This window comes from Limosilactobacillus galli, from assembly GCF_947381495.1.
Classification (GTDB): Bacteria; Bacillota; Bacilli; order Lactobacillales; family Lactobacillaceae; genus Limosilactobacillus; species Limosilactobacillus galli.
Genome location: NZ_CANCWK010000034.1, coordinates 1 through 17,902 on the forward strand (window position 1 = coordinate 1; position 17,902 = coordinate 17,902).

24 protein-coding genes and 2 pseudogenes are annotated in these 17,902 nt (G+C 51.7%); 8 read left to right on the forward strand and 18 right to left on the reverse strand.

The window, feature by feature from the left end:
- Positions 1 to 107: 107 nt before the first annotated feature.
- The 3 genes and pseudogenes from QOS10_RS06975 to QOS10_RS06985 form a co-directional block, all read right to left on the reverse strand.
- A pseudogene (locus QOS10_RS06975) lies at positions 108 to 206 on the reverse strand (IS30 family transposase); the annotation flags it as partial.
- A complete protein-coding gene (locus QOS10_RS06980) occupies positions 179 to 532 on the reverse strand; it encodes a cupin domain-containing protein (RefSeq protein WP_283594724.1) in 354 nt (117 codons plus the stop codon). The pseudogene QOS10_RS06975 and the gene QOS10_RS06980, both read right to left, overlap by 28 nt.
- 203 nt (positions 533 to 735) lie before the next feature.
- Positions 736 to 2,061, reverse strand: coding sequence for a dihydrolipoyl dehydrogenase family protein (locus QOS10_RS06985; RefSeq protein ID WP_283594725.1), 1,326 nt, complete (start codon positions 2,059 to 2,061; stop codon positions 736 to 738).
- A gap of 262 nt (positions 2,062 to 2,323) precedes the next feature.
- Between QOS10_RS06985 and QOS10_RS06990 the strand changes: the two genes are divergently transcribed.
- From QOS10_RS06990 to QOS10_RS07015, 6 genes are read left to right on the forward strand one after another with little or no spacing between them, the layout of a single operon-like run.
- A complete protein-coding gene (locus QOS10_RS06990) occupies positions 2,324 to 2,563 on the forward strand; it encodes a hypothetical protein (protein ID WP_283594726.1) in 240 nt (79 codons plus the stop codon).
- A gap of 12 nt (positions 2,564 to 2,575) precedes the next feature.
- The gene (locus QOS10_RS06995) at positions 2,576 to 3,034 is read left to right on the forward strand and encodes a B3/B4 domain-containing protein (protein ID WP_283594751.1); all 459 of its coding nucleotides are present in this window, start codon (positions 2,576 to 2,578) and stop codon (positions 3,032 to 3,034) included.
- 13 nt (positions 3,035 to 3,047) lie between these two features.
- A complete protein-coding gene (locus QOS10_RS07000) occupies positions 3,048 to 3,683 on the forward strand; it encodes an MFS transporter (protein ID WP_283594727.1) in 636 nt (211 codons plus the stop codon).
- Positions 3,684 to 3,727: 44 nt separating this feature from the next.
- Positions 3,728 to 4,435, forward strand: coding sequence for an MFS transporter (locus QOS10_RS07005; RefSeq protein WP_283594728.1), 708 nt, complete (start codon positions 3,728 to 3,730; stop codon positions 4,433 to 4,435).
- 42 nt (positions 4,436 to 4,477) lie between these two features.
- A complete protein-coding gene (locus QOS10_RS07010) occupies positions 4,478 to 4,777 on the forward strand; it encodes a hypothetical protein (RefSeq protein WP_283594730.1) in 300 nt (99 codons plus the stop codon).
- A gap of 3 nt (positions 4,778 to 4,780) precedes the next feature.
- Positions 4,781 to 5,023, forward strand: coding sequence for a hypothetical protein (locus tag QOS10_RS07015; protein ID WP_283594731.1), 243 nt, complete (start codon positions 4,781 to 4,783; stop codon positions 5,021 to 5,023).
- Between the two features lie 74 nt (positions 5,024 to 5,097).
- Here the strand turns inward: QOS10_RS07015 and QOS10_RS07020 are convergent, their stop codons facing one another.
- The 15 genes and pseudogenes from QOS10_RS07020 to QOS10_RS07090 all read right to left on the reverse strand — a co-directional run bounded on the left by QOS10_RS07020 (position 5,098) and on the right by QOS10_RS07090 (position 16,526).
- Positions 5,098 to 5,883 carry a biotin--[acetyl-CoA-carboxylase] ligase gene (locus tag QOS10_RS07020; RefSeq protein WP_283594732.1) on the reverse strand — a complete coding sequence of 262 codons (786 nt, stop codon included), beginning with the start codon at positions 5,881 to 5,883 and terminating at the stop codon, positions 5,098 to 5,100.
- A gap of 1 nt (position 5,884) precedes the next feature.
- Entirely contained in the window at positions 5,885 to 6,646 is a 762-nt protein-coding gene (gene fabI / locus QOS10_RS07025) for an enoyl-ACP reductase FabI (protein WP_283594733.1), read from the reverse strand.
- A gap of 19 nt (positions 6,647 to 6,665) precedes the next feature.
- A complete protein-coding gene (gene accA / locus QOS10_RS07030) occupies positions 6,666 to 7,439 on the reverse strand; it encodes an acetyl-CoA carboxylase carboxyltransferase subunit alpha (protein ID WP_283594735.1) in 774 nt (257 codons plus the stop codon).
- The gene (accD, locus tag QOS10_RS07035) at positions 7,429 to 8,280 is read right to left on the reverse strand and encodes an acetyl-CoA carboxylase, carboxyltransferase subunit beta (protein WP_283594736.1); all 852 of its coding nucleotides are present in this window, start codon (positions 8,278 to 8,280) and stop codon (positions 7,429 to 7,431) included. Before accD ends, accA begins: the two co-directional genes overlap by 11 nt.
- Positions 8,267 to 9,649, reverse strand: coding sequence for an acetyl-CoA carboxylase biotin carboxylase subunit (gene accC, locus QOS10_RS07040; RefSeq protein ID WP_283594752.1), 1,383 nt, complete (start codon positions 9,647 to 9,649; stop codon positions 8,267 to 8,269). The genes accD and accC overlap by 14 nt, the downstream gene beginning before the upstream one ends.
- Positions 9,650 to 9,658: 9 nt before the next feature.
- Positions 9,659 to 10,093 (reverse strand): 3-hydroxyacyl-ACP dehydratase FabZ, encoded by a 435-nt coding sequence (gene fabZ, locus QOS10_RS07045; RefSeq protein ID WP_283594737.1) that lies wholly within the window; start codon positions 10,091 to 10,093, stop codon positions 9,659 to 9,661.
- A gap of 2 nt (positions 10,094 to 10,095) precedes the next feature.
- A complete protein-coding gene (accB, locus tag QOS10_RS07050) occupies positions 10,096 to 10,530 on the reverse strand; it encodes an acetyl-CoA carboxylase biotin carboxyl carrier protein (RefSeq protein WP_283594739.1) in 435 nt (144 codons plus the stop codon).
- A gap of 5 nt (positions 10,531 to 10,535) precedes the next feature.
- Positions 10,536 to 11,768, reverse strand: coding sequence for a beta-ketoacyl-ACP synthase II (gene fabF / locus QOS10_RS07055; protein ID WP_283594740.1), 1,233 nt, complete (start codon positions 11,766 to 11,768; stop codon positions 10,536 to 10,538).
- 11 nt (positions 11,769 to 11,779) lie between these two features.
- Complete coding sequence (gene fabG, locus QOS10_RS07060; protein ID WP_283594742.1) at positions 11,780 to 12,511, reverse strand: 3-oxoacyl-[acyl-carrier-protein] reductase; 732 nt, start codon at positions 12,509 to 12,511, stop codon at positions 11,780 to 11,782.
- Positions 12,502 to 13,434: an ACP S-malonyltransferase gene (locus tag QOS10_RS07065; RefSeq protein ID WP_283594743.1), complete on the reverse strand. Its 933-nt coding sequence runs from the start codon at positions 13,432 to 13,434 to the stop codon at positions 12,502 to 12,504. The genes fabG and QOS10_RS07065 overlap by 10 nt, the downstream gene beginning before the upstream one ends.
- A 6-nt stretch (positions 13,435 to 13,440) precedes the next feature.
- Positions 13,441 to 13,686 carry an acyl carrier protein gene (locus QOS10_RS07070; protein ID WP_283594744.1) on the reverse strand — a complete coding sequence of 82 codons (246 nt, stop codon included), beginning with the start codon at positions 13,684 to 13,686 and terminating at the stop codon, positions 13,441 to 13,443.
- Positions 13,687 to 13,710: 24 nt separating this feature from the next.
- Positions 13,711 to 14,679, reverse strand: coding sequence for a beta-ketoacyl-ACP synthase III (locus QOS10_RS07075; protein ID WP_283594745.1), 969 nt, complete (start codon positions 14,677 to 14,679; stop codon positions 13,711 to 13,713).
- Positions 14,680 to 14,700: 21 nt separating this feature from the next.
- Entirely contained in the window at positions 14,701 to 15,141 is a 441-nt protein-coding gene (locus QOS10_RS07080; RefSeq protein ID WP_283594746.1) for a MarR family winged helix-turn-helix transcriptional regulator, read from the reverse strand.
- 72 nt (positions 15,142 to 15,213) lie between these two features.
- A complete protein-coding gene (gene fabZ / locus QOS10_RS07085; RefSeq protein WP_283594747.1) occupies positions 15,214 to 15,660 on the reverse strand; it encodes a 3-hydroxyacyl-ACP dehydratase FabZ in 447 nt (148 codons plus the stop codon).
- A 308-nt stretch (positions 15,661 to 15,968) separates the two neighbouring features.
- Positions 15,969 to 16,526, reverse strand: a pseudogene (locus QOS10_RS07090) (TMEM175 family protein).
- A gap of 133 nt (positions 16,527 to 16,659) precedes the next feature.
- On the opposite strand from QOS10_RS07090, the gene QOS10_RS07095 reads away from it, so the two are divergent.
- On the forward strand, positions 16,660 to 17,316 hold the full coding sequence (locus QOS10_RS07095) for a nitroreductase (protein ID WP_283594748.1): 657 nt from the start codon (positions 16,660 to 16,662) through the stop codon (positions 17,314 to 17,316).
- Positions 17,317 to 17,327: 11 nt separating this feature from the next.
- Complete coding sequence (locus QOS10_RS07100; protein ID WP_283594750.1) at positions 17,328 to 17,783, forward strand: methylated-DNA--[protein]-cysteine S-methyltransferase; 456 nt, start codon at positions 17,328 to 17,330, stop codon at positions 17,781 to 17,783.
- Positions 17,784 to 17,902 lie beyond the last annotated feature (119 nt).

The window sequence follows — 17,902 nt, forward strand, 5'->3', positions numbered from 1 at the left end:
TAGTCATGAGGAATATATCCTTTCTAAGACAACTGAGTGGTTATGGGGATAACTTAAGACAGTTGTCTTTTTCATTTGGCAGATTGCAAGAAATAACTTGAACGAATTTAATGACGTAAATTAAGCAGGAAGATCTCGATTGGTGTGCGCCAGTTAAGACATTTAAGTGGCCGGGAATTCAGATACCAATTGATTTGAACCAGCTGTCCTTGGTTGCGCCGTGCCAGTGCTTAGCTCCTTCGTGGATCGTGACTACATCCCCAGGCTTTAACAATTGCGCTGGCTTACCTTCTTCTTGGTACCAGCCTTCACCAGCAGTACACATGATGATCTGGAAACCATTATGGTGGATGTGCCAGTTATTGTGACAACCGGGTTCAAAGTTAACGTTGGTAACCGAGACGTCGACATTGTTATCGCCAACAACTAATCCCTTCAGGTAGCTTGCCCCACTAAAGTGTTTTGCCACGTTGGGATCCTTCTCGCCAAAACCAAACACATCGTTCTTGACGGCCCCTTCGTTCTTTGCCATAAGAGTATCACCCTCCTTATCATATTTTCATGATAAACCCTAGAGTATACTCTAAGGCAAGCTAACCAGCCCGATCGAACATTAACAGTATAACTAGAGAATACTAAGGTGAAAATTACCAATTAGGTATATTACTATACAGAAACTAAATAGCGGCTCCCATTCTAATTCGACGAACGGGAGCCGCTATTATTCTTAAGTTACTATTTCAGAAGTCCGGCCACCTTATCGCCAAGGGTCGGATAAATGGCAATCAGTTTTTGCTTGTACTCTGCACCATCGATTTCCAGGCCAATAACTGGCAGGAAATTGTTGATGTCATCGGCCGCATAGTCACCAATTTCACTTGCCCCGACCAGGCGCTGATCCTTAAAGACAAGGGTCAAGGTGCTGACTTGGTCGTTTTGACCGGCATAGAGGCTGCCATACTTGAGCGGTATCGTCTTGACCTGGTACTGCGAGTCATCAGCAACCGCATCGGCACTGACCCCAACTCGGGCTACCTCAGGGAAGGTAAAGGCCACCTGCCCAATCGTTGGGTAGACAATCTCCTGGTCATTCTTCCCCATTAGGTAGTTAAACAGGTATTGGCCTTCAAATTCGGCAACTGGAGTTAACTTAGGCTGGCGACGACTCACCACATCCCCGATGGCGTAGACCCCGGCGACCGTGGTCATCAGGTGGCCATCGACCGTGATCCCGTGCCGGTCATGTGCGATGCTGGTGTTCTCCAGGCCCAGCTGCTCAATGTTGGGGTGCCGGCCAGTCGCATCAAGAACATAGTCGGTTGAGACCGTCCCCTGATCTGTGACCACGTTCAAACCGTCCGCAGCCTGCTCAACCTTCTGCGTATCGGCATTGAAGAGGAACTTGATCCCCCGCTGCTGCATTGCCGTGACCAGCGCCTGATCCTCCGCCTTAGTGAATTCCCGCAGGGCCCGATCCGAATGCATAATTACCGTCACTTCAGCACCCGCGGCCGCAACCAGGGTCACCAGTTCGAGCCCGACAAAGCCTGCCCCGATCACGGTAATCCGCTTCGGCAGGTTCTTCAAAGACAACAGGTCATAGCTGGTATGCAGGTGCTCTTTCCCCGGAATATCGAGAATGTTGGGCGTCTGGCCGGTCGCAATAATGATGTGTTCGGCCTGGTACTGGTGACCATTGACACTGACGGTGTGGTCATCGACAAAGTGGGCATAGCCATCCTCCACGTCATGGGTCTTTTTAATGATTTCCCGCGTTTCGGCCGGCCAGGGATCAAAGCGGTCGAGCTTCGTCTGCATGAGGGCCGACCAGTCTAGCTTGGCCGGCTGGCTAACCCCGTGACCAAGGAGTTGCTGGGACTGCAGGACTGTCCGCGCTGCCCCTTCCAGGAAAATCTTTGGTTCACAACCATAGTTTGGGCAAGTGCCCCCGTACTCGAAGCCTTCAATTACCAATATTTTGTGGTCAGTCTGGGCCAAGAGATTGGACATCTCGTAGGCGGCCGGACCTGAACCGATCAAGATTTCATCATATTTTTTCATACCGATCCCTCCAATGATTTGCTAGGTCAAGTGTAGCCTAAACGCTTTCTATAACACAAAGTTTTTGCCTGAATTCATCCCTATTTTAATCATTATCTAGATACACTTTCTGCCCCTTGACGAGCGACACTGCTTATTGCTACAATAGGCAAAAATTAAATAACCTAAGTTCAGAGGGTTTGTAAAGTTACAAGCTGGATAAGAGCACTGCTACGGCGGTGGGTTTCTTATCCAGCTTTTTGTTTTTTAGGAGGAAATATCTATGAAGTTTATTGTGACCCCAGAGATTTTTGAGAAGCTGCCCACCATGTACGTCGGCGTGGTCGTCGCCCATGGAATCAACAATCAGCGTGACTATCCGGTAATTGACCAGCTACTGGAAAAATACGAACACGCGGCCCAGAAAAAGTTCCATGGCACTAACGTCAAGACGCGTCCAGAGATCGTCCCCTACCGTGAGGCCTTTCGCAGCATTGGCATCAACCCAAACAAATACCCCTGATCGGTTGAGACCCTGTTCAAGCGGCTGTCAAAGGGTAAACAGTTACCTCACATCAACCCTTTAGTTGATCTCAACAATGCCATCTCCCTAAAGTACACCCTGCCAATGGGGACCCATAGCCTTGACAACGCCCATGCGGACATCATGATGCGGCTGGCTGAACCAGCAGATAAATTTGTCCCGCTGGGAAAGTCCGCTGCCGATGTTGAAACACCAGACGAAAACGAGGTCGTTTACGCGGTCGGCAACGAGGTGCGGACACGGCGGTGGACCTGGCGGCAGAGTGACCAGGGAAAGATCACCGCTGACACCACCAGTGTCTTCTTCCCCATCGATGGTTTTGCGGATGTCAACAAGGACCAGGTTGATCAAGCCGTCGCTGACCTGGCTGAGCAATTACAGGCAATCTTCGGCGTAACGACCCAGCACGGGATTGTCAATCAGGAACATCCGGTCTTTGAATGGCAATAGAAGGGCGTCATCGATGACACGAAAACGAACCACCATTCTTCTAATGATGGCGACCCTCTTAACGGGAAGCTTCATCACTACCCTGGCAGAGACATTGATGAACAACGGTCTCCCGATGATCATGAAGGAAACCCACGTCACCCAGATGAGTGCCCAGTGGCTCAATACCGGCTACATGCTTGTTGCCGGCATGGTAATGCCCCTGGCCCACTTCTGCATGAAGCGGTTTGCACTGAAGCGGCTGTTCACCATTACCATGAGCGTCTTTCTAGTCGGTTCTTTGGTGGCAACCTTCGCACCAAACTTCCACTTCTTACTGTTAGGACGACTCATTCAAGCAGCCGCGGTCGGAATTAATATGCCGCTGGTTACTAACGTTCTCACAATCATCATCCCCGCACGCCACCGGGGATTGGCACTAGGGATTGCCGGGATCATCATCAACCTCGGCCCAGCAGTTGGGCCAACCCTCTCCGGCGTCATCCTGGAGTTCTACAGCTGGCGGATGCTTTTCATCATCTTAATCCCCATCACGGTCCTCACGATCATCGCTACCCAATTCTGGGTACGTAACGTGATTGAACCCGCGGCAGTCACCATTGACAGTACCTCGGCCGGCCTGGCAATTACCGGCCTGGGGTCCTTTTAGGGCGCTGTGGGGAAAGCCACCAAAGTATTATCATTACCATCCTGATGGCCCTTCTGGGAATTGGCTTACTGACAATCTTCGTTAGACGCCAATTTAAGATTACCAATCCTTTGCTCGACCTGCGTGTCTTTCGTTCACAGCGCTACTGCCTGGGGTTAGCAATTACGCTACTGGTCACAGCCGCGATTATGGCTCCCGAGCTGACGCTTCCCCTGTTCAACCAAGACATTCTCAAGGTTAGTCCGATCGTGTCAGGGATGGTGATGATTCCCAGCGCACTAGCAATGGCGGCCCTTTCCCCGCTGGCTGGTCGTTTGTACGATGAGTTTGGGATCAAGCAACTGGCCATGGTGGGAACCATCATTGGTCTGGTCGCAGCCATCCCAATGATGTTCTACAATGCCAGCACGGGGATTATCTTAGTCACTATCCTCTACGCCATTCGCTGCGCCGGCTTGATCCTGTCCTACACCCCAGCCGAAGTCTACGCGCTCAATGCCCTGCCGAGGGAACAGGTAACTTCGGGCAACACCATCATCGTGACGATGATTCAGGTCGCCAATTCCTTTGGGACCGCCCTGGCCATGTCCGTCCAAAGCATCGTTGCTAACTGGAGTACTGCACATAATACCAGCACCAGTCTTGCAACCATCCACGGCTACCAATGGTCATTCGGGACCACCGTCCTGATCACCCTGATTGCTTGCCTCCTCGTCACTAAAATTAAAAGTCACCCCACCAATAACCTGTAGTAAAATACGAATGTAATTTCAAGCAAAGTCAGGTTAGTATTAATGGATATCTTTATTGTTCTACTCGTCTACAAGTTCATTAAGGGGACGTTCACCTACGAAAAGGTGACCCGCTTTGACCTAGTGATCATCCCGGTCTACTCGGCAATCATGATGATTCTAAGCCTCAAAAGCGTCCGGTCCCTAACAGCGGCTGGTCTGGCAATCACCCTGGTGCTGATCGGGGTGGCAATTGGCTTTCTTCAAGCCGGGCGGACCCAGGTGCGGGACACCAATAAGTTCGACACCCACCAGCGGCCGATCCTGGAGGTCAAAAGAAACTGGCCCTACCTACTCGGCTAGCTGGTGTCTTTTGCGATCGGCATTGGTGTCAAAGTATTTTACGGTGCCCGGCTCAATGTCGATGAGGTCTCCCAAGAACTGTTTACTGAAATCTTGAAGGACCTCTCCGTAGTGGCCATGCTGCGGGGGCACAGCACCTGGTACGTCTGGATCTTAAACGTCGCCACGAGTTTTACCTACGGCGGCTGCCTGCTCGCCCGCTATCCCCAGATTCGGGCCGCAGTTCGCAGCAAGCGCCATCATTAATATTCCTATTTAAAAAGCAACATCCCCTAAGTTGAGTTAACCCAGCTTAGGGGATGTTGCTTTTATTTACTTTCCTAGAAGTTAACCTTCTCAACTTCACCGCTATGAATAATTTGGCGCTTTCCATCGCAGTCAATCACCAGGCCGCCGTTTTTACTAATGTCCACGGCAATCCCTTTGCTTACTCCCCGCGCGGTCTTAACGGCAACGGTTCTCCCCAAAAGGAAGCACCGCTGTCGGTATTCCGCCAGGTACTTGCCGTCAGCGTAATCAGCAAGCATTCTGATTAAGGCCACCAGGAGGTCTGCCACCAGTTGATTGTGATCGACATTGTCAGCTTCCCCCAGCGCCCCCGCCTTGTTAGCAAGCATAGCGGGGAAGTTCTGGGTCGTGAGATTGACCCCGATGCCGATGATAAGAGAAGCGGCTGGAGTGCCCAGCTGATAAACGGCTTCCGTCAAGATCCCGGCAACCTTTTTTGGCCCCAGGAACACATCGTTTACCCATTTCAGGCTCAGGTGCACCTGCGGAAAATACTGTTCAAGAACCTCTGCCAGGATTACGGCAACACTGGTGGTTAATAGGCCTGCCTTTCGTAGCTGCTGAAGGCGCTGCGGCGGGAGCAATAAGCTCAAATAAATACCGCTTTCGGCCGGGGAATAAAAGTGCCGCCCGTGCTGCCCATAACCGCCGCTCTGCTGGTTAGCAACAAAGACAACCGGTTCCTCATTATTATGGTGAGCCAGGTAGTTTTTCGCCAGCAATTGGGTCGACTCGGTCTGTTCCACGACGACTACCTTAATCTTGGCCCGACCAGCAATGGCCTGCTCAATCGCGGGCCCCGTTAGTTTTTCTACCATCTCAGATCAGGTGAACGCCCTTATCAACGTAGATGACGTCACCGACAACCCCTGTCGACAAGTCGCTCATCAGGAAGGCACAGGTGCCCCCAATTTCTGCCAGGGTAACACTCTTGTTGTCGACGGTCCGTTCTTGGGAAACCTTCAAGAGGTCTGAGTGGCCACCGATTCCGGTAACCGCCAGGGTCTTCATTGCCCCGGCGGAAATGGCGTTCACCCGGACACCAAATTCACCCATATCCCGGGCCAGGTAGCGAACGTTGGCTTCGAGGGCCGCCTTGGCAACCCCCATCACGTTATAGCTTGGAATTGCCCGTTCGGATCCAAAGTAGGTCAGGGTGACGATGCTGGCCGGGTCGTTGAGCAGCTCCAAGGCATGGGCACTCTTGCTGACGGCCAACAGTGAGTAAGCCGACACATCCTGAGCCAGGGCGTAACCAGAACGGGTTGTTGACAGGATGGAACCGTCCAATTCCTCTTTACGCGCATAGGCGATGGCGTGGACGATCCCGTCGACCTTGCCGAACCGGTCCTTGATTTCCCGAAACGCATCGTCAATGCTCTCGTCACTGGAAACGTCACATTCGATCAGGCGGGTTTCATCATTAACCAGGCGGCTGACGCTCTTCTTCATCCGCGCGTTCTGGTAGGTATAGATGATCTCAGCCCCCTGCTTGGCCATCTCCTGCGCACATCCCCGGGCGATGGATCGCTTATTGGCAACGCCCATCACAATGATTTTCTTGTTATCTAAAATCCCCATTCGTGAATTTCTCCTTATTCTAAAATTTACGGTAACGCTGGTGCCGCTTGTTCATCAGTTCTTCCGGCGAGTATTGCTCCAGCCGCGTCAGCTCGCGGGTCAGAACTGCACTAATATTCTCGGTTACCTGTTGGTGGTCGGCAGGTTCGGCGATGATTCCTTCAATTACCTGCTTCTTTAGCAGACTAGTTGGCGTCAATTGCATGATCTCGGCGGCCTCTCCAGCCCGCCGACTGTCCTTCCAGAGAATCGACGCAAAACCCTCTGGCGACAGGATCGAGTATGTGCTGTTGGCCAGCATCCAGACCGCGTCACCACAAGCCAGGGCCAAAGCACCACCGCTGCCACCCTCACCAAAGATAACGGTGATGATGGGCGTGGGCAGCTGGGCAATCTGGAGCAGATTATCCGCAATCGCCGCGCCCTGCCCATTCTCTTCGGCCGACTTCCCCGGGTAGGCCCCCGGTGTATTGACGAAGAACAGGATTGGCCGGTGAAACTTAGCGGCCTGCTTGGCCAAACGTAACGCCTTACGGTAGCCACCAGGAGTTGGACAACCGAAGTGAGTCGCCATCCGCTTCTCAACCGTCTTCCCTCGATCAGTCGCAATCACTGTAACCGGCTGGTTGTTAAACGAGGCCAGGCCGCCAATGATTGCCGGGTCATCAGTGCCGAGATGATCACCATGTAGTTCGATAAAATCAGGGAATAATTGCTGGATCAGTTCTTTAGTGGTGATCTTCTGGTCACTGCGCGCGGCGGCGACAATTGCTGATGCATTCTTATCTGTCACTGGGGTCACCTCCTAACTTCAACAGCTGGTACAATAATTCTTTCTCGTGCTCACGCTGGACGATCCGGTCAACGAAGCCGTGCTTCTGTAAGTTTTCCGCGTCCTGTAGGTCCGCCGGAATCTTCTGGTGAATTGTCTGCTCGATCACCCGCCGGCCGGCAAAGCCTACCAAGGCGTGCGGTTCCGCCAGGGTAATATCACCCTGCATGGCAAAGCTTGCGGTGACACCCCCGGTTGTCGGGTCAGTTAATACCACAATGTAGAGTAGTCCAGCAGCGGAATGTTGGGCCACCGCGTTAGCCACCTTAGCCATCTGCATCAGTGACATAATACCTTCCTGCATCCGGGCCCCACCCGAGGCGGTCCAGAGCACTACCGGCAATTTTTTAGCCGTCGCCCGTTCAAAGAGTCGGGTCAGTTTCTCGCCGGTCACCGAACCTAGGGAACCCATGATAAAGTTGGGATCCATCACGCCAAAGCCAAAGTGCTCCTCCTTGATCTTTGCCTCCCCCGTCAGGACGGAATCATTCAACCCCGTCTTCTCCTGACTAGCCTTCAGCTTAGCGAGGTATCCCGGAAAGTTAAGCGGATCGGTTGTCTGCAGGTCTTCGTCAAGGTCGGTGTACGTATCAACGGCCCACTTCAAACGTTGGTGGGCGCCGATTCGAAAGCCATAGTGGCAGTTTGGACAGGTCGCAAATTCATTGATCTGCTTAGAAAGAATAGTTGTCCCGCACTTGGGACACTTGTGCCACAAGCCATCCGGGACTTTGGCGTCCGCCTGCCGGTCAGCCTTGACGTGCTGGGCTGTAAGCGTGTTGTCTTGTTCATACAGCTTCATTATTTGGCTGTCCTCCTCTCCACCGTGGTAAAAATTCATCTTCCAGGTAGGCCGTTGTGAAGTGCCCACTGATGAAATGCGGGTCATTCAAAATTGCCAAGTGGAAGTTCTGGTTGGTGTGGATTCCCATAATCACCATCTCGTTGAGCAGGCGTTTGAGTTTTTGAATAGCCTCCTGGCGCGTGTGACCGTGGGCAATCACCTTGGCAATCATCGAATCGTAAAATGGGGTCACCGTAGTTCCCGGGTAAAGGGCGGTATCGATCCGCATCCCCAGGTTGCCGACCGGCAGGTAAAGGTAGTTGACCTTCCCGGTTGACGGCATAAAGTGATGCGCCGGGTCCTCAGCATTGATCCGACATTCGATGGCGACCCCGTTCAACTTAACATCGTCCTGAGTAAACGGCAGCTTTTCACCAGCCGCCACCCTCAGCTGGGCCTTCACCAGGTCAATCCCGGTTACCATCTCAGTCACCGTATGTTCAACCTGAATACGGGTGTTCATTTCCATAAAGTAGAAATGGTGGTCATGGTCCATCAGGAATTCCAATGTTCCCGTATTGAGGTAGTCAATGGCATTGACCGCCTTGAGGGCCAGCTGTCCTAATTCACGCCGCTGGTCAGGCGTCACCAATGCACAGGGGCTTTCCTCCAACACCTTCTGCTTATTACGTTGCAGGGAGCAGTCCCGTTCCGGGAAATAAACGGCATTGCCAAAGCGGTCACGAAAGACCTGCACCTCGATGTGCTTGACATTCTCCATGATCTTTTCCAGGTACATCTGGTCATCGTTGAAGGACAGGCGGGCCTCACTCTGGGCCTCGTTAAATGCCCGTGCCATCTGGCCAGGCTTGTCTACCCGGCGAATTCCCTTACCACCGCCACCGGCCACCGCCTTTAACAGGACCGGATAACCGATCTTCTGGGCAACCTTTTCGGCCGTTGCGTAGTCCCGAATGTAGCCGTCACTACCAGGAATCACGGGAACGCCAGACTTTTTCATCTGTTCCCGAGCGTGTTCCTTGTTACCCATCAGGTCGATGGTTTTGGCGTGCGGGCCGATAAAGGTGATTCCGCATTCCGCACACATTTCCGCAAATTCCGCATTTTCGGAGAGAAAGCCAAAACCGGGATGGATGGCCTGGGCACCGGTGCCGACCGCCGCCGCCAAGATATTCTGCATATTCAGGTATGAATCTTGCGGCTTCGCGGTCCCAACACACACTGCCTCGTCTGCCAACTGCACGTGAAGGCTCTCCCGGTCAGCGGTTGAATAGATCGCCACCGACTTGATCCCTAATTCCCGTAAAGAACGGATAATCCGGACAGCAATCTCACCACGGTTGGCAACTAAAACCTTCGAAAACATCTCATTCACCTAGCCAATCATAAAAGTTAGTTCGGCGGTGCAGGCTCTTTGGCCGTCGACCGTCGCAATTCCTTTCCCTTCACCAATATTTCCCCGGATCTTGGTCAATTCGACCTCGAGCCGCATTGAGTCACCCGGGCGCACCACCTTACGGAACTCGGCGGAATGAATACCACCAAAGTAGGCGGTTTTGCCTTTAAACTCCGGCGCCGATAGCAGCGCTACCGCCCCAGTTTGGGCCAGGGACTCGACAATCAATGCTCCCGGCAGCACCGGGTTGTTGGGAAAGTGCCCATTGAAGACTTCTTCATGAATCGTTACGTTCCGCTTGGCCACCGCCATCTTACCGGGTTCCAATTCTTCGACCCGGTCAATCAAGAGCATGGGGTAACGATGGGGAATGATCTTTTGAATTGCCGTTGAATCTAAATCTACTTTTGCCATTGTTAACCCTCCGTAATCGTAAATAATGGTTGGTTGAATTCGACCAGGTCGCCGTTTTCAACGTTAACTGCTTTGACCGTACCGTCGCGATCACTCTTAACTTCGGTGAGCATCTTCATCGCCTCAATCACACAGACCACGTCTCCCTTATGAACCTGGTCGCCAATCTTAATATAGGCTGGCTTGTTCGGCTTAGGCTGAAGGTAGACCGTCCCCACGAGCGGGGCCTTGATCGTACTTTCGTTTGCAGCCTTGGCAGCAGATGTCTTGTCCACAGTTGGTTTCGCGTTATCGATAGTCTTGGGCATTGCTGGCGTTACCGCCGATTGTTCATTTTTATTTAAATAAAGGTGAAAATCCTGGTCATCAATCTTTAATTCCCGCGTCGATGATTTCTCGAACTCGGTCATTAATTTTTGAATATCATTAAATTCCAAGTATGTTACCCCCATTTACGAAAAGCTAACACCGCATTATGACCACCAAAGCCAAAGGAGTTACTGAGCGCGTACTGAGCGTCTGGTGCAACCTGGTTTTCCTTGTCAACCAGGTTGATTTGGCACTCCTCATCCTGGTTTTCGCAGCCAACGTTCATCGGTAGCTTCCCCTGTTGTAGGGCAGCGACCGTAATGACCGCCTCAATGGCCCCGGCAGCACCCAGCAGGTGACCAGTCATCCCCTTGGTAGAGCTGACCAGCACATCGCTGTCCTTACCGAAGACCTTGTTAATAGCAAGGGCTTCACCACTGTCATTGGCATGGGTAGCCGTCCCGTGAGCGTTGATGTAGGCAACCTCTGCTGGCTTGATTCCGGCCTCGTCAATTGCCTGCTGCATGGCCCGGGCAGCACCCTTTCCTTCTGGATCAGGAGCTGTGATGTGGTAGGCATCACCCGTGGCACCATAACCGACAACCTCGCCGATAATGTTGGCACCACGCGCCTGGGCGTGTTCGAGGCTCTCCAAGACTAGGGCCCCGCCACCCTCACCAAGGACGAAACCGTTGCGATCACGGTCAAAGGGCTTGGAAGCCTTCAGTGGATCGGTAGTGGTTGACAAAGCATTTAATGCCGCAAAGCCAGAGATCCCGATCTCGTTGACGGAGGCTTCGGCCCCACCGGCAATCATTGCCTGGGCCCGGCCTTCCTTGATCTGCCGGTAAGCTTCACCGATACTGTTCGTCCCGGTTGCACAGGCGGTGACAATTGAGGTACAGATATTCTGGGCATTGGCCCGGATAGCGATGTTTCCGGCCGCCATGTTGGCAATTGCCATTGGCACGAACATTGGCGAAACCCGCTTAGGGCCCTTATCGTGCATCTTGATAATCTGCTCCTGAATCGTGGTCAGGCCGCCGATTCCGGAACCGTAGATTACCCCCAGGTCCGTGGGCTTGGTGTTCTCTTCGTTGATTCCGGCCATCTCCAGTGCTTCCACCGCGGTTTGGACGGCGTACTGGGAATACAGGTCCATCCGCCGCGCGGCCTTCTTACCGACAACGGCACGGGGGTCAAAATCATCAACTTCCCCAGCTACCGCAATCCCGGTCGGCTCGGCATCGAACTTGCTGATCTTTTTAATCCCGATCTTCCCGGCAAGGGTGTTCTCAACGAAAGCCCTCAAGCCATTACCATTAGGTGCCACAACACCCATTCCTGTAATTACTACTCTTGTCATTTTTTTCACTCCTAAATGGTCATTCCACCATCGACCACGATTACCTGACCGGTAACGTAGTCATTCTCTGCCAAGAAGCGAGCCGCCCGGGCAACCTCTTCTGGCTTTCCAAAGCGGCCTAACGGGATCTGACTACTGATCTGCTTCTTCACCTTAGCGGAAAGTTTGGCGGTCATCTCACTGTCAATCATTCCCGGCGCAATGGCATTACAACGAATTCCTCGCAAAGCCCCTTCACGGGCGACCGTCTTGGTCAACCCGATCAGGCCGGCCTTACTAGCAGCGTAGTTGGCCTGACCGGCATTACCGTGCAGGCCTACCACGCTGGCCAGGTTAATGATGCTGCCCTGCCGCTGCTTGTACATCTTCTTAAGAATTAACTTGCTTAGTAAAAATGGTCCCCGGAGGTTAACCGCAATCACGTCGTCGAAGTCTTCCTGATCCATCCCGATAAATAACTTGTCACGGTTAATACCGGCATTATTGACCAGAATATCAACCTGGCCATATGCATCCCAGGCTTCCTTAGCCAACCGCTTAACGTCAGCGGGTTCAGCCATGTTCCCCTGGAAGTACGTGAACTGACCGCCAGTAGCCGTGAAGGTCGCTTCCTGTTCAGCTGTCAGTTCATGACGTCCGTTAAGAATGACCCGGCACCCTGCCTTTAGGAAGGTTGTGGCAATGGCAGCCCCGATTCCCCGGCTGCTCCCGGTCACCAGGGCTACCTTGTTTGTTAACTCCATTGCTGATTCTCCTTTACATAGGTCGCATAATCCTTCATCGTGGCGATATTAGCCCGCTTCAACTGCGGGTTTACCTGCTTGGCGAAACGGGAAAGTGTCTTGCCCGGGCCAATTTCAAGTGTGGCATCAATCCCCTGGTGCTCCACCATAAAGGCCACATCAGCCCCAAAGTGTGTTGGCACCGCCAGCTGCCGTTCCATAATCGCCGCAATTTCATCACCCTGAAATTCAGTAACGGTCGTATTACTGATGACCGGCACGACTGGCTGAGCAAACGATTCCTTAGCCAACCGGTCATGCATCTTCTGCCGGGCACCATTGAAAAGCGGCGTGTGGAAGGCACCGCTCACCCGCAGGATAACCACCCGCTTGGCAGCCGCCTGTTCCTTCAGCTCGCTAACGGCCTGCTGAACCTCATCGACGGTCCCGCCGATCACCAGCTGGGCCGGCGAATTGTAGTTGGCCACCCAAACATGGGCGTAACGGTCACAGACCGCTTCGACCTTCTTAACATCCGGGTTCAAAACGGCCGCCATTGAACTGGCCGTTTGATCGGCATCCACCTGCATGTACCGGCCACGATCCGCCAGCAGCTGAATATCATCTTCAAACGGTAATGCCTCACTAGCCATCAGGGCCGCATACTCACCCAGCGATAGACCGGCCATTGCCGCGACTGGGAGCTTAGGCAGGTCCCGCTTCAACATCCGGTAAATCCCATAGCTCACCGCCACCAATACCGGTTGAACATTTTTTGTTTCCTTCAGTTCGCCGTTTTCACTGGCCATGATCTGCTTAAGGTCCAGACCCGTGGCCGCGCTTCCCTGAAAAATGATACTTTCAAAAAGAGGATCAGATAAAAAATCCAATCCCATCCCAGGCTTCTGGGCCCCCTGACCGCTAAATAACAGTCCTATTTTCATCTTTTACTAGTCCTTGGCTGCAATCTGCTTGGCAACGAGGTCCACGACTTCAGCAATCGTCGTTACGGATTCATCGCTGTCCAATTCGATGTCGTACTTGTCTTCCAGTTCGTTCATGATCTCAAAAACATCGAGACTGTCGGCACCCAGGTCGTCCTGGATCTTGGCATCCATGGTGACCTTATCTGCATCAACCTCTAATTCGTCCACTGCAATTGCCTTAACATCATTAAAAATTTCTTCTTTAGTCATAGCCTTAAATTCCTCTTTCTATATTTAGTATTTAATTATTATTGTTCCAGTAGTTAGTCCGCCACCAAAGCCGGCCAGCACAATTGTCTCGCCACGCCTTACCATGCCTTTTTCAATACATTCGGCTAGTAAGATCGGCTCACTGGCCGCGGACGTATTTCCATACTCATTGATATTGATTGGAAACTTGGTCAGTGGCTGATCCAGCCGCCTGGCAACCTGCCGAATAATTCGGGCGTTGGCCTGGTGGAGGATAAAGTGGTCCACCTGGTCAAGGCTGATACCGGCATCGGCCGCGGTCCGCCTGATTGACGCCGGGACGGCATGGGTAGCAAACTTGTAAACCGCCCGACCATCCATCGCAAAGGGGGTCACCTCAGTAACCGGCCCGGGGAAATCCGCGGCCACGGTTGTCTGGCCCGCCACGATCTTCTCACTAAGGTCACCAAAGCTCGCCAGGTCGGCACCCAGCACATGGTGGTCGGGGGTCGTACTGAGCAGGACCCCGCCAGCCCCATCACCAAACAGGACGGCCGTCGAACGGTCATGCCAGTCCAGCAGCTTTGATAGGACCTCGCTGCCGATCACCATTGCCCGGTTAAAGTACGGCAGCTTTAGCATTGCACTGGCAACTGTCAGGGCATAGACAAAGCCCGAGCAGGCCGCCGAAACGTCAAACGCTACTGCATGATCAGCACCGATCTTGCCCTGAACACGGGCGGCCGTCGCGGGTGTGTAGGAATCCGGTGACATGGTCGCCACGATAATCAGGTCCACATCCCCGGCTGCCCACCCACTTTGGGCAAGTAGCTTTCGACCAACCGCTGCCGCCAAGTCACTGGTATTCTGGCCGATACTGATATGGCGCCGTTCGATCCCGGTTCGTGACTTGATCCACTCATCAGAAGTGTCCATCATCTGACTCAGCTCATCATTGGTGACAACCTTTTCAGGAACTACCGCTGCGGTACTAATAATTTTCCAATCATTCACTACTGATCTTTCCTTACTTAATTAGGAGTGTTCATCCAAAAAGTCTTCCAGGTTGACGATGGCCTTGTTAATGATCTTGAGTTCCTGATCATCCATGTCCTTCAGGAAGCTTTTAACCATCATGTTATGGAAGGCCCGGTGAGCCCGATACAGCACCCGTCCTTTTTTCGTCAGGTAGAGACGGATAATGCGCCGGTCCTCAGCATCGCGCCGGCGTTCAACGTAGCCCTTGCGAATCAAGCGATCAGTCATCGCTGTCATCGTTCCCGGTGTCAAGTGGAGCTTTTTGGCTACTTGTGATACCGTCTGGTGGTCGTACATTGAAATTGCGTCGATCGCATGGAGTTCCTTGATGGTCAAATCGCTAAAGGTACTCTTGCAAAGCTCTTTCTCTTCAACCCATAAAATGCCATTATAAATTTTAATAAGTGCTTTATTGATTCGTTGGTACTCGTCAGCCATAATGTATTCTCCCTTTATTTTGTTTTATCAAATAATTTAGATATCAAAATACATTATAGTCGAAACAAGCGTTTAAATCTTTGCTTGACGCTCGGCGACGATGAATACCAGCTGAGCACTGCAGACCTTCTTATCATCAACGGTGGCCACTGCATCAACGATCCCCATCTGCTTGCGTTTCTTGAGCATCTTGATATGCAGCTTCATCACGTCACCGGGTTTAACCATCCGACGAAACTTTCCCTTGTGAATGGCACCGAGGTACGCCGTCTTCTTGTAAAATTCTGGTGACTTGAGAATCAATACCGAGGCGGCTTGTGCCAAGGTCTCAATAATTAATACACCAGGCATTACCGGGTTCCCGGGAAAGTGGCCGCGAAAGAACGATTCGTTAATCGTCACGTTCTTGGTCGCCACGATGCTCTCCCCTGGAACCATCGAATCGACATAATCGATATAGCAAATTGGATAGCGATTCGGAATTAAATCCATAACTTCCTGAGCCGTCATTAATGCCAACATCACACCAACTTTCTCTTTGAAAAGTATTTCGAATATCAAAGTATTCGATGCTCAAATTATATTGAAAACTATTTTGATTGTCAAACTAATTTGGACAATTAATTCTCTCCAGTGATCCTGTTTATAATTTTATCTATTCAATCATCAGCAATGATACACGGCGTTAACTATCTTCTTAAAATGAATATTTTTATTTAAAAATAAATTTAATCATGAGTTCAGCCTATTTATGATAATAAAAAAGCATCACCACAAGAATAAGTTAGTTCTTGTAGTGATGCTATCTTTTTATCGGATACTTATTCCTACATTTCCATAAAGAACATTCTTACTATCAGGATGATGCTGGTCAGTGCCATGATAAACAGGCTGCCCAACGGTGAAATGAAGGCCGCGACCATTGCCAGGACAAAGCCATCGTACAATGCCAACCGGTATGCCCGGGAATTGGTCGGGTCCTTCTCAGCATTCGGGTTATCCCGTAGGATTTGCCGATCCATCACCTCAAACATCAGACTCCACATCAGCATGATGAAGGCGTACAGGAATTCTGGGAAGGTCGCCTGAGTCTCACTCCCTACCCATTTCGTGGTGAATGGCACCAGCGTCAACAGGAACAGCCACACCCCATTGTACAGGAAGGTACGGGTTGTAATGACCGTTGCCTTCTTGAAGATGTTGTGGTGGGAAAACCAGACAACATAGATATAAACAAAACTGATCACGTAGGCCAGGAGAGTCTGCCACTCGCCTAGGAGACCGCGAAAAGTCGGCTCTTTAGGAATCTACAATTCAAGCACCATAATCGTCGCCGCGATCGCAATAATAGCATCGGTAAAAGCTTCAAGTCGTGCCTTATTCATTTTTCTCACCTCAGAATAATCGTAATAATTTCTCTACCATTAGGATAATACATTTTCACAAGTAACGCATTGTTAATTACGAGAATAATCATGCTAAAATTTAGGCAGATCATTTAAGAACGGAGGGAAAACAATGGAATTACAAGATGCAATCAACCGGCGCCATTCAGTCCGGCAGTTTACGGACCAGCCCGTCGGTAAACAAACCATTACCAAGATTGTTGAACTGGCACAGCGAGCTCCATCGTGGGTGAACTCTCAACCCTGGCAGGTCTACTGTGCAACGGGTAAGGCACTGCAAGCGATTAAGGATGCCTATCGTGAACAGGACGCCACCGGTAATCACGGGAACCCCGATCTGGCAGTGATGAGTCGCGAAGACTGGGACAGTCAGGCTCAAGCCAACATGAAACAGTGGCGACACGAGATCGTCCACCACTTTGCGGACTTCGATGAGGCCCACGCCAAGATGACCCAGGCCAGTGAAAGCCTGTACGATTCACCAGTGATCCTTTACATCACCATTCCCCAGAATACCCCAGACTGGTCGATCTTTGATGCAGGACTGTTCGCGGAGAACTTGATGCTGGTCGCCACCGCGGAAGGCCTGGGGACCATCCCCACCTACAACAGCGTCCGCTTCCCGGCAATCCTTCACCGAGTTCTCGGTGTTCCTGAGAACGAAAGGTTTATTGTTGGGGTATCCCTTGGCTATCCTGCTAAGACCACGATCAACACCTACCGCTCCGCCCGGCAGCCGATCGAGGAAACACTGCACTTCAAGAATTGAGGATTAATTTGATGAATACCAAAGCTAATTACTTATCACCACTCGGGCCGATTGAAATCACCGCCGATGAAGGTGGACTCACGAGCCTGCACTTCACTGATCAAAATGTAACAAGTACTCCCACCACCAATCAGATCATTCAAGATACCATCGCCTGGCTGGACACTTACTTTGCGGGGAAGACTCCTGAAAAGGCCCCGACCCTTCACCTCACCGGGACAACCTTTCAAAAGTCAGTCTGGCAGGCCCTGCTCACTATCCCCTACGGCCAAGTCCAAACCTACAGTCAGCTGGCCGACCAGCTCAACAGCAGTCCGCGTGCCGTGGGAAATGCCGTGGGCAAAAACCCGGTCTTGCTGATTGTACCCTGCCACCGAGTTGTTGGCCAAGACGGCCGGCTCACCGGTTACAGCGGTGGCCTTGAACGTAAACGTCAATTTCTTAATCTGGAAAACATCACCCTTTGATAATCAGCATCGCTACGGAAAGGGTAGCGATGCTTTTTTATTGGCAGATTGCAAGAAATAACTTGAACGAATTTAATGACGTAAATTAAGCAGGAAGATCTCGATTGGTGTGCGCCAGT